The sequence below is a fragment of the Phenylobacterium montanum genome, from assembly GCF_018135625.1.
Taxonomy (GTDB): Bacteria; Pseudomonadota; Alphaproteobacteria; order Caulobacterales; family Caulobacteraceae; genus Poindextera; species Poindextera montana.
In genome coordinates, this window is record NZ_CP073078.1 from 4,850,672 (window position 1) to 4,860,691 (window position 10,020).

Sequence of the window (10,020 nt, forward strand, 5' to 3'; positions counted from 1 at the left end):
CCATTCCTTCAACAGTTCAAAGAAATGCACTGCAGCTTCTCCTTACGCGCCAGCGGACTTGATCTCGGCGGCGGTGGCCGCCGAACCGGTCAGCTTGCTGACGATCAGACCGGCCGTCTCCTCGGCGATGCCGCGGACGTGACCCATGGCCGCGTCGCGCGCCGCCGTGAGCAGGGAGTCGGACTTGGCCAGCATCTCGGCCAGCTTCGCCTCTTCCAGGGCCTCGCGCTTGGCGGCTTCGGCCTTGGCCTTGGCCTTGGCGTCGACGGCAAGCTTCTGGGCCGCAGCCCGGGCCTGGTCCATCTCGGCCGCCGCGGCCTGGGCCAGGGCGTCCGCCTCTTCCTTCAGCTTGCGCGCAGCGCCGAAGTCGCCCGAGACCCGGTCCTCGCGGTCGGCGATAGTCCCGCCGACCTTGGGCACGAACACCCGGGCGAACATGACGAACATGAAGGTGAAGATGATCAGCATCCACACCATCTGGCCCGGCCATTGGGCCAGGTCGAACTGCGGCAGGCCGCCCGAGCCGGTATCGGCCGGCGCGGTGGTCGCCTGAGTCGGCTGTACGGTGTCTGCCGCCATCGGTGGGCTCTTAGACCTTCACGAACAGGATGATGAAGGCCATGACGAGGGCGAAGATGCCCATGGCTTCCGTCACGGCGAAGCCCAGGAACAGCATCGGGCGCTCGTTGGCGGCGGCCGACGGGTTGCGCATGGCGGCTTGCAGGTAGTTGCCGAACAGGATGCCGAGGCCGGCGCCCGCGCCGATCAGGCCGGTCATGGCCAGGCCCGCACCGATGTACTTGGCGGCTGTAACGTCCATTTGAATTAGTCCCCTAGAGAGCGAAGGTTGGATGGAGATGGGTTGAGATCAGTGGCCGTGGTCCAGGTTCACCACGTCGCTGAGGTAGGTGCAGGTCAGGGCTGCAAAGACGAAGGCCTGTAGGAAGGCCACGATGAACTCCAGCGCCATCAGGGCGATCACCATGGCCAGAGAGAGAGCCGAGCCCAGCAGGCCGGCATAGGCGAAGCCGCCGGTATGCAGGGCGAACAGGCCGAGCCCGATCACGAAGCTGGCGAACATGTACATGACCACGTGGCCGCCGATCATGTTGCCGAACAGTCGCATCGACAGGGTGACGGGGCGGACCATGAACGAGATGAACTCGATCAGGGCCAGCGGAACGGCCATGACCAGGCCGACGCCGGACGGCACGAAAAGCTTGAAGAAACCCAGGCCGTTACGCATGAAGCCGACGATCACGACGATCAGGAACGTCATCACCGCCAGAATGACGGTGACCGCCAGCTGCGAGGTGACGGTGAAGATGCCGGGCGTCAGGCCGATGATGTTCATCACCGCGATCAGCGAGAACAGCGTGAAGACGAAGGGCAGGAAGGGGCGGCCGCGATCGCCGATCATCGGCCCGGTCAGGCCCTTGTCGACAAGATCATAGAGGGTTTCGGCCAGGGCCTGCATCCGGCCAGGCACGACAGCCCCGCGCGCGGACGTCAGGAAGAAGATGGTGATCAGCGCCGCCGAGACCATCATCAGGGCGACAGAGTTGGTGATCGACATGTCGAGGCTGATCCCGCCGATCTGCACCGGCGGAATCTCCACGATCTTGTGGATCATGAACTGGTTCATCGGCTCGATGGCGGCCATCAGTCCCTCAAGTCCCCTTACTCGTCCTCGTCGTCAACCTGCGGCGCGGGACCCGGTCCCGGCTCCTCAGGCTGCGCCGCACTCATCTGGCCAGCCTTTCGGATAGCCCCATAGGTCGACACACCGATGCCGATCAGCAGGCCGCCGATCATGCCCCAGGGCGCCGTGTGCGCGAATTGGTCGAACAGCCAGCCAAAGCCCAGCCCCCCGAGCAATCCGCCGATCAAGCCCGCCATCAGGCGATACGCCTGGCTCGCCGCCGCGGCCCCCGATCCGGGCGCCGTTCCCGCGCGCCGCTTCTCAAAAGCCTTGAGGTCGGCGTCGAGACGTTTGAGCGCCTCGCTACGGGGTTCGTCGGACTGAGACATTGCGCAGGTTCTGTCGGCGACCCCGACGCCTACGCCGCGGCCCGGCTAGATCGCGGCGGAACCTATAGACGCGCGTGCAGTGCGTCAAGGCCGGGAAATCGGTCTTTAGTCTTATGATTTTAAAGGGAAAAACGAGAATCCGGGCGAGACGCCGCAGGCGGGTGTCGCCCCGAATCCGGCCGCGGCGGCTATTGCGGCCCCTTCAGCGGGCCAGGCTCCGTAACGGAAGGCGCCGGCGGGGCGTCGGGCGCCGCCGGGGGCTCTGAGGCAGGCGCCGCAGAGGCCGGCGGCGGGTCGGCCGCGGGGGCGGCGTCGGCCTTGGGCGCCTCGATGGCGAAGGCCTGGCCCATCAGGGTGGCGCGCACCTTGAGCTGCTTGGCGACGATGTCGCAGCGGTTGGGCAGGCCCCAGAACAGCCAGGCGTCGGCCAGCTTGCGGCTGGGTTGCAGCTTGGCCGCCGACCAGATGTCGCGGCCGCTCTGCATGGCGGCGGCGCCCTGGGGGGAGATGGGATGCAGGCTGGCCTTCTCCGCCGCCTCGATCGCCTGGCCGAACCGCTTCAGCGCCTTGCGGTCCTCGGCGACGTCGTCGTGATAGGGCTCGTCCTCCTTCACCGGCGAGCCGAACATCTTGTCGATGGCCTTCAGGTCCGGCTTCACCTGGTCGTAGATCTGCAGGTACTCGTCCAGCGCCCCGTAGCACCAGGCGACGAAGCGATAGTCGTCCTTGGGCGCGCTGGGCGGCACGCCGTCGTCGTCCTCGGCAGGCGCCTGGGCGGCGGGCTGACTGGCCGGCTGGGCCGCCAGGGCCGGCGCGGCCACGAGGCACAGGGCCAGGGCGAGGGCCGCTACGAATCCCTTCCCCCCTTGATGGGGAAGCAGGGGCCCGTTCGCGCAGCGAACGGGAGGATGAGGGGTCGCGCCGGCGGATCCGTCCGGTTTCTGCGTCGCCGCGAGACCAAGGTTGATGGGCCAGTGCGACCCCTCATCCTCCCACGTCTTCGACGCGGGCCCCTCCTTCTCCCGCAGGGGGAGAAGGGTTTTTGTCTGCTCTCGCTCGGAGCGGCGGGAAGCGGAAACGCGATCGAAGAGGGGCATCAGGCAGGAAATCCTCAAGGCTCAGTTCGATCCGGCCACTGCGCCGAAACCGCCGCCCCCCGGGGTCTCGATCTCGATGGCGTCGCCGGCCGCCAAGGTGACGGAGAAGCACCCGGCGAGGCTCTTTACCGCGCCGTCGGCCAAGATCAAACGCTGGCGGCCAGGAACGCCCGGACCGCCACCGCTCAGCCCCTGCGGCGCGTGCTCTCGCCGGGTGGACAGAAGAGCCGCCTCCATGGGGGCCAGAAAGCGGATCCGCCGCAGGGCGCCGTCGCCGCCAGGCCAGGCGCCGCCCCCGCCGGAGCCCTGGCGCACGCCGAACGCCTCCAGCCGCACGGGGAATCGCCGCTCCAGGATCTCCGGGTCGGTCAGGCGGGAATTGGTCATGTGGGTGTGCACCGCGCTGGCGCCCGGCGCGCCCGCCAGCGCCCCGGCCCCGCCGCAGATGGTCTCATAGTACTGCCGCCGCGCGTCGCCGAAGGTGAAGTTGTTCATGGTCCCTTGCGCGTTCGCCATCACCCCCAGCGCCGCATAGAGGGCGTCGACCACGTGCTGGCTGGTCTCCACATTGCCGGCCACCACCGCCGCCGGCGGTGTCGGCGCCAGCATCGATGCGGGCGGCACGATGATCTTCAGCGGCTTCAGGCAGCCGGCGTTCAGCGGGATATCGTCGTCGATCAGGGTGCGGAACACATAGAGCGCCGCGGCGTCGACGATGGCCGAGGGGGCGTTGAAGTTCGAGGCCAGGACCGGGCTGGTCCCGGTGAAGTCCAGCACCGCCTCGCCCCGGGCGGCGTCGACCCGGACCTCGACCACGATCTCGCCGCCGCCGTCCATCGGGACCCGCGCCCGGCCGTTCTTCAGCCGGCCGATCGCGCGGCGCACCTGGGCCTCGGCGTTGCCCTGCACGAAGCCCATGTAGCGGGCGACCACCGCGCCGCCATGCGCCTCGATCATCCCGCGCACGCTGGCGGCGCCGGCCTGGCAGGCGGCGATCTGGGCCTTGAGGTCGGCCAGGTTCTGCTCGGGCCGGCGGGCGGGCCAGGGGCCGGCCAGGAGGGCGGCGCGGGTCTCGGCTTCCAGGAAGCGGCCGCCCCTCATGATCGGCAAGGCGTCCAGGAGCACGCCCTCCTCGTCGATGGTGCGGGAGAAGGGCGGCATGGAGCCCGGCTGCACCCCGCCCACGTCGGCATGGTGGCCGCGGGCGGCGACGAAGAAGGCGGGTTCGGCGTCGCCCTCTTTCATGAACACCGGCATGACCACGGTGATGTCGGGCAGGTGGGTGCCGCCGGCATAGGGGTTATTGAGCGCGAAGGCCTGGCCGGGGGCGAGGCGCGGGTGCCGCTCGCGCACGGCGCGCACGCTGGCGCCCATCGAGCCCAGGTGCACCGGCATGTGCGGGGCGTTGGCCACCAGGCCGCCGTCCGCGTCGAACAGGGCGCAGGAAAAGTCCAGCCGCTCCTTGATGTTGACCGAATGGGCGGTGCGCTCCAGGGCCGCGCCCATGGCCTCGGCCACGCCCATGAAGCGGCGGTTGAACAGTTCCAGGGTCACCGGGTCGGGCTTGGAAAGGTCGGCCTCGGCCTGGGCGTTTTCGGCTTTCTCGCGGAGCAGGCGGATCAGGCCGTCGGCCTCGGCCTCAGCGCGCCAGCCGGGGGCGAGGGCGATCTGGGTGTCGCCGCGCACGATCAGGGCCGGGCCGGACAGGGGCTCGCCGAGCGCCTCGGCGGCGATCACCGGCGCGCGCCAGGTCTGGCCGTTCGCGGTCATCTCGATCGGCGCGTGCTCGGATGGGCGCTCTGAGGCGGCTGCGGCGTCAGTCGACCCGTCCTCGGCGTCCGCCGCCTCGCCCTCGACTTCCAGGCTGGCGATCAGGATGCTCAGGTCCGGCTCCATGAAGCCGAACAGGCGCTGGTGCGCCGCCTCGAAGCCGGCCTTCAGCGCCTCTGCATCGGCCAGGGCGACCGGCAAGGCCGCATCCGCGCCATCGTATTTCAGGAACAGCCGCAGGTTCATCGCTCCGGCCTGGGCGGCCTGGGCGGCGAGATCGGCCCGGACCTGGGCCGCCAGGTCGCCGGCGAGGGCGCGGGCCGCTTTCAGCCCCTCATCGTCCAGCGGCCGGTCGAGCCCCGCCTGGCGCAGGGCGCGGACCTTGGCCTGGCCTATGCCCCAGGCCGAGAGCAGGCTGGCGTAGCGGGGGCACAGCACCTCGTTCACCCCCAGGGCCTCGGCGACCCAGCAGGCGATCTGCCCCGCCGCCCCGCCGAAGGCCACCAAGGCATGGCCGCGGGGGTCGAAGCCGCGCTCGGTGGAGATGCGCCGCACCGCCTGGGCGGTCTGCTCGACGCAAACGGCGACGAAACCCTCGGCCGCCGCCTCGGGGCTGGGGGCGCCCATGGCCTCGGCCAGGGCGGTCAGCCGGGCGCGGGCTGCGGCGGCATCGAGCGGCTGATCCTGGCGCGGGCCGAACACGGCGGGGAAGGCCTTCGGGTCCAGCCGGCCCAGCACCACCTGGGCGTCGGTCACGGTGGCCGGCCCGCCCTTGCCATAGGCCGCGGGGCCGGGGTCGGCGCCTGCGCTGCCCGGCCCGACGCGGGCGCGCAGGCCGTCGAAGCCCAGGATCGAGCCGCCGCCCGCCGCTACGGTCTCGACGTCGAGCATCGGGCTGCGCAGCCGCACCCCGGCGACCTCGGCCGTGTCGCGCCGCTCCAGCGACCCGGCGAAGCGGCAGACGTCGGTGGAGGTGCCGCCCATGTCGAAGCCCAGGGCGGCCGGGGCGCCCGCGGCTTCCGCTGTTCGCGCCACGCCCACCACCCCGCCGGCCGGGCCGGACACCACCGCGTCGCGCCCGCGGAAGGCCTCGGCCCGCACCAGCCCGCCGGATGAGGTCATGAAGTAGAGCGGCGCCCCGTTCACCGCTCCGGCCACCTTGCGCACATAGGCCTGCAGGGCCGGGGTCAGATAGGCGTCGGCGACGGTGGTTTCCGCCCGCGGCAGGAAACGGGGCAGGGGCGAGACCTCATGCGACAGAGCGACGCAAGCAAAGCCCAGGTCCTCGGCCAGCCGGCCTACAGCCCGTTCGTGTACGGAATTCAGGTCTGAATGCAGGAACGCAACCGCAAGCGAAGTGAAGCCTTCGCCACGGGCCTTGACCAGTGCGGTCTTCAGCGCCGCTTCGTCCAGGGGCGTGACCACCGAACCGTCGGCCGCCAGCCGCTCTTCGGCCTCGACGACGCCCGAAAAGAGCGGCGGGCGCTTGTCGATCTTCAGGGCGAACAGGGCCGGCCGGGCCTGGTCGCCGATGGCGAGCGCGTCGGCGAATCCCTTGGTGGTGACCAGCAGCGTCTTGGCGCCCTTGCGCTCCAACAGCGCGTTGGTGGCCACGGTGGTGCCCATCTTGATCGCCGCCACCCGCTCGGCGGGGAACGGCGCGCCCTGCGCCACGCCCAGGAGGCGGCGCATCCCTTCCACCGCGGCGTCGGCATAGGCGTCCGAGATCGACAACAACTTATGGGTGCGCGTCAGGCCTGAAGGATGGCGGCAGATCACGTCGGTGAAGGTGCCCCCGCGGTCGATCCACATGACCAAACCGTAATCGGGAACCGCGTTATTGCTGGTTGTCATAGGTGGCCGCTGACCCTAGTGTTCAGCCTTCCAATGACCTTCTTCCGAAACATTGCAAGCCTCGCCGCGCGTTGCGTCGATGTCGCCGATTGTCCTGACTGCCCGCCGGGGTTGCCGGGGGAGGACCCGGCGTTCTCGACGGCGGTCACTGCGCTGGGCGCCAAGCTGGCCAGGGCCGACGGCCGCGCCGACGCCGGCGAGTTCGCCGCCTTCTCCGAGGTGTTCCAGCCGGACGCCGCCTCGGCCCGCGACATCGAGCGGCTGTACGACCTGGCGCGCCAGACCACCCACGGCTTCGAAAGCTACGCTCGGCGCCTGGCCAAGCGCTACCGCAGCTGCCCGCAGCTGCTGGAGGACGTGCTGGACGGCCTGTTCCACATCGCCGGCGCCGATGGGGCGATCACGATCGAGGAGTTGGACTATCTGGTCACGGTCAGCGACCTGTTCGGCGTCTCGCGCCTGACCTTCCGCCGGCTGAAGGCCACCCACATGGGCCTGGCCGCCGACGATCCCTATGCGGTGCTGGGCGTCGCGCCCGACGCGCCGGACGAGGTGGTGCGCAGCGCCTGGCGCAGCGCCCTGGTCGAGGTCCATCCCGACCGGGTCCTGGCCCGCGGGCTGCCGGCCGAATATGTCGAGGTGGCTCATGCCAAGGCCGCGGCGCTCAACGCCGCCTTCGACGCCGTGCGCCGCGAACGCGACCTGAGCCACGCGGCCGGCTGAGCTGCGCGGAATCGCACCGATGATATCGATTGACATTGACGCGGCCCGGCGGGCGAGCGCCTTATTGGGCCTTCGCTCGGCCGCAAGGCCAGGAGGTCGGTGATGCACGCCCTGACGGAAAGGCCGAGCCTGTTCGACGGCGCTTGGCGCAGCCTCGCCTGGCTGGGCGGCGCGCTCTCGGCCCTGGTGGCCAGCACCATCGCCGCCGTGATCGCCGTGATCTTCACCGCGGCGCTCGCCGTGGTGGCGTTGATGGGCGCCGTGGCCGTCGGTTTCGCCGGCCTCGCCCTTCGCGCCCGCCGCACCGCCCGCTCGGGACCCGGCGATCCCAATGTGATCGACGCGCAGCGCGTCGGCGGCAACAGCTGGGTCGCCTACGGCTGGGACCGGGACGGCCGCAAGGTCTGAAGCCCGATCCATCTGGCGCGGCCCCGGGCCTGTGCTAGACCCAGGACCCATGAGCCTGATCGAGTCCCCCTCGCCCAATTTCGATGCGCGGCGGGCGCCGCCGGACATGGTGGTGCTGCACTATACCGGCATGCAGACCGGCGAGGCGGCGCTGGCGCGGCTGTGCGATCCGGCCGCCAAGGTCTCGGCCCACTACATGATCGAGGAGGACGGGCGCATCTTCCGCCTGGTCCCTGAGGAGCGGCGCGCCTGGCACGCCGGGGTCTCGTTCTGGAAGGGCGAGCGGGACATCAATGCCGTCTCGATCGGGATCGAGATTGTCAACCCTGGCCATGAATTCGGCTATCACGCCTTTCCCGATCCCCAGATCGAGGCCCTGATTGCGCTTCTGGATCAGGTCCGGGGACGCTGGCAGATCCCTGACGCCCGCATCCTCGGCCATTCCGACGTGGCGCCCGAGCGCAAGCAGGATCCGGGCGAACTGTTCCCGTGGAAGCGCCTGGCCGAGGCTGGCCATGGCCTCTGGGTCGAGCCGCCGCCTTCGCCCGGCGCCCCGCTGGGGCCGGGTGACGAAGGAACCGGCGTGTTCGCCCTGCAGGCCGGCCTAACCCGGCTGGGTTTCGACTGCGCGCCGTCCGGCGAATACGAGCCGCGCACGGCCACCGCCGTCACCGCCTTCCAGCGCCACTGGCGCCCGGCCGAGGTGGACGGCATAGCCGACGGCGAGACCCGCGCGCGGCTGGTGCATCTGTTGCGGGCCGCCGCCGCATGACCCCGGAGGCGGTCAGCGCGGTGCTGGAGGGCCCATGTCGGCTCGACATCGCCGGCTATCGCCTGGCCCCGCTCGGGGACGCCGATATCGACGACCTCTACGCCCACTTCGGCGATCCGCGGGTGACCGAGTTCCTCGACATCGAGCCGATCGAGGCGCGCTTCCAGACCTGGGACGTGATCGACTGGGCCGAGGGCGTGCGCGGGGCCGGCTCGGGCGTGCGCTGGTCGATCCGGGATGGGGAGGGCGCCTTTGTCGGCACCTGCGGCTTCCACCGCCTGACCTATCTGCAGGCGCGGCGGGGCGAGGTGGGCTATGATCTCGGGCCGGCCCATTGGGGGCGCGGGGTGCTGAGCCGGATCCTGCCGGCGGTCCTCGCCTTCGGCCACGACCTTCTGGACCTGCACCGCATCGAGGCCCTGGTCACCCCGGGCAACGAGCGGTCCTGCCGCCTTCTGCAACGCCACGGCTTCGAGCGCGAAGGGGTGCTGAAAGGTCACGGCTGGTGGCGCGGCCGCTACTGGGATCAGGTGCTGTTCGCCCGCCTGCGAGACGAAACTCAACAAGCGCGGCCATAGGTCGCGGCCAAGCCGACGCTTGACCTTTGGGAGGCGGCTGATCACTTTCGCGCCGGATCAGACGGCCGGGCGGTCGCGGTCCTCGCCCGAAAGGGCTGGGATCGAGGAAAGTCCGGGCTCCACGGCGAATAGGCGGCGGGTAACGCCCGCCGGGGGCGACCCCAGGGAAAGCGCCACAGAAAGCAAACCGCCACAAGGGCTTAGGTCCTTGTGGTAAGGGTGAAAGGGTGGGGTAAGAGCCCACCGCGGACCCGGCGACGGGGACGGCATGGCAAGCCCCGCCTGGAGCAAGACCGAATAGGGACGTCGCGCCGAGGCTCGCCTCGGCAGGGCTTCGCCGGCCCGAGGCGTCCGGGTTGGTCGCGAGAACCGTCCAGCAATGGCCGGTCCAGAGGAATGACCGCCGCGCCCTTTTCGGGGCGGCACAGAACCCGGCTTACAGGCCGTCTGATCCGCATTTCCCTTCCCTTAAGCCTTGCCGGAGCACGCTTTCCTTGTGCGGCGGAAACGGATTCGCGGCTGAGCAATCAGCGAGATCCGGCCCGCGGCTCAGAATGGGTCCTGCTGACAGCCCGGCTGTGAGCAATACTGTGAATGTTCTGCGTATGTTCTGTGAGAACACAGAATTGGTCGGCTTTTCCGGCCTCCGACATCTTCGCCGAGGCTCGAAAAGGGCATTTGGTGTCATTGCATCCCAATTAGTCCCATGTTAACCCCATTGGGCATGGGCGGAGTGGCGTCATAGCCCCCGTCCGCGGATGTTCGGTGACGGGGGCGTTCGAACACT

At 70.0% G+C, this 10,020-nt stretch carries 10 protein-coding genes and 1 other RNA gene; 5 read left to right on the forward strand and 6 right to left on the reverse strand.

The window, feature by feature from the left end; all coding sequences use genetic code 11:
• Positions 1-42: 42 nt before the first annotated feature.
• The 6 genes from KCG34_RS22220 to KCG34_RS22245 all read right to left on the reverse strand — a co-directional run bounded on the left by KCG34_RS22220 (position 43) and on the right by KCG34_RS22245 (position 6,752).
• Positions 43-579, reverse strand: coding sequence for a F0F1 ATP synthase subunit B family protein (locus KCG34_RS22220; RefSeq protein WP_211937779.1), 537 nt, complete (start codon positions 577-579; stop codon positions 43-45).
• Positions 580-589: 10 nt separating this feature from the next.
• The gene (locus tag KCG34_RS22225; RefSeq protein ID WP_211937780.1) at positions 590-820 is read right to left on the reverse strand and encodes a F0F1 ATP synthase subunit C; all 231 of its coding nucleotides are present in this window, start codon (positions 818-820) and stop codon (positions 590-592) included.
• Positions 821-868: 48 nt separating this feature from the next.
• On the reverse strand, positions 869-1,663 hold the full coding sequence (locus KCG34_RS22230; RefSeq protein WP_211937781.1) for a F0F1 ATP synthase subunit A: 795 nt from the start codon (positions 1,661-1,663) through the stop codon (positions 869-871).
• 17 nt (positions 1,664-1,680) lie between these two features.
• Complete coding sequence (locus tag KCG34_RS22235) at positions 1,681-2,031, reverse strand: AtpZ/AtpI family protein (RefSeq protein ID WP_211937782.1); 351 nt, start codon at positions 2,029-2,031, stop codon at positions 1,681-1,683.
• A 188-nt stretch (positions 2,032-2,219) separates the two neighbouring features.
• Positions 2,220-2,852 carry a hypothetical protein gene (locus KCG34_RS22240; protein WP_211937783.1) on the reverse strand — a complete coding sequence of 211 codons (633 nt, stop codon included), beginning with the start codon at positions 2,850-2,852 and terminating at the stop codon, positions 2,220-2,222.
• Positions 2,853-3,149: 297 nt separating this feature from the next.
• Complete coding sequence (locus KCG34_RS22245; RefSeq protein ID WP_249138118.1) at positions 3,150-6,752, reverse strand: hydantoinase B/oxoprolinase family protein; 3,603 nt, start codon at positions 6,750-6,752, stop codon at positions 3,150-3,152.
• Between the two features lie 33 nt (positions 6,753-6,785).
• On the opposite strand from KCG34_RS22245, the gene KCG34_RS22250 reads away from it, so the two are divergent.
• The 5 genes from KCG34_RS22250 to rnpB all read left to right on the forward strand — a co-directional run bounded on the left by KCG34_RS22250 (position 6,786) and on the right by rnpB (position 9,688).
• On the forward strand, positions 6,786-7,475 hold the full coding sequence (locus KCG34_RS22250; protein WP_211937784.1) for a TerB family tellurite resistance protein: 690 nt from the start codon (positions 6,786-6,788) through the stop codon (positions 7,473-7,475).
• Positions 7,476-7,577: 102 nt separating this feature from the next.
• The gene (locus KCG34_RS22255; protein WP_211937785.1) at positions 7,578-7,883 is read left to right on the forward strand and encodes a hypothetical protein; all 306 of its coding nucleotides are present in this window, start codon (positions 7,578-7,580) and stop codon (positions 7,881-7,883) included.
• Between the two features lie 49 nt (positions 7,884-7,932).
• Entirely contained in the window at positions 7,933-8,655 is a 723-nt protein-coding gene (locus tag KCG34_RS22260; protein ID WP_211937786.1) for a peptidoglycan recognition protein family protein, read from the forward strand.
• Positions 8,652-9,233, forward strand: a complete 582-nt coding sequence (locus KCG34_RS22265; RefSeq protein WP_211937787.1) for a GNAT family N-acetyltransferase — start codon at positions 8,652-8,654, stop codon at positions 9,231-9,233. Before KCG34_RS22260 ends, KCG34_RS22265 begins: the two co-directional genes overlap by 4 nt.
• A gap of 57 nt (positions 9,234-9,290) precedes the next feature.
• An RNA gene (gene rnpB, locus KCG34_RS22270) (RNase P RNA component class A) lies at positions 9,291-9,688 on the forward strand.
• The last annotated feature ends 332 nt before the right edge of the window (positions 9,689-10,020 follow it).

What these genes read in the sequence shown, in the direction of transcription:
- KCG34_RS22220 (WP_211937779.1), bottom strand. Translation starts at nt 579, where the DNA reads ATGGCGGCAGACACCGTACAGCCGACTCAGGCGACCACCGCGCCGGCC.
- KCG34_RS22255 (WP_211937785.1), top strand. Translation starts at nt 7,578, where the DNA reads ATGCACGCCCTGACGGAAAGGCCGAGCCTGTTCGACGGCGCTTGGCGC.
- KCG34_RS22245 (WP_249138118.1), bottom strand. Translation starts at nt 6,752, where the DNA reads ATGACAACCAGCAATAACGCGGTTCCCGATTACGGTTTGGTCATGTGG.
- KCG34_RS22225 (WP_211937780.1), bottom strand. Translation starts at nt 820, where the DNA reads ATGGACGTTACAGCCGCCAAGTACATCGGTGCGGGCCTGGCCATGACC.
- KCG34_RS22265 (WP_211937787.1), top strand. Translation starts at nt 8,652, where the DNA reads ATGACCCCGGAGGCGGTCAGCGCGGTGCTGGAGGGCCCATGTCGGCTC.
- KCG34_RS22230 (WP_211937781.1), bottom strand. Translation starts at nt 1,663, where the DNA reads ATGGCCGCCATCGAGCCGATGAACCAGTTCATGATCCACAAGATCGTG.
- KCG34_RS22250 (WP_211937784.1), top strand. Translation starts at nt 6,786, where the DNA reads ATGACCTTCTTCCGAAACATTGCAAGCCTCGCCGCGCGTTGCGTCGAT.
- KCG34_RS22235 (WP_211937782.1), bottom strand. Translation starts at nt 2,031, where the DNA reads ATGTCTCAGTCCGACGAACCCCGTAGCGAGGCGCTCAAACGTCTCGAC.
- KCG34_RS22260 (WP_211937786.1), top strand. Translation starts at nt 7,933, where the DNA reads ATGAGCCTGATCGAGTCCCCCTCGCCCAATTTCGATGCGCGGCGGGCG.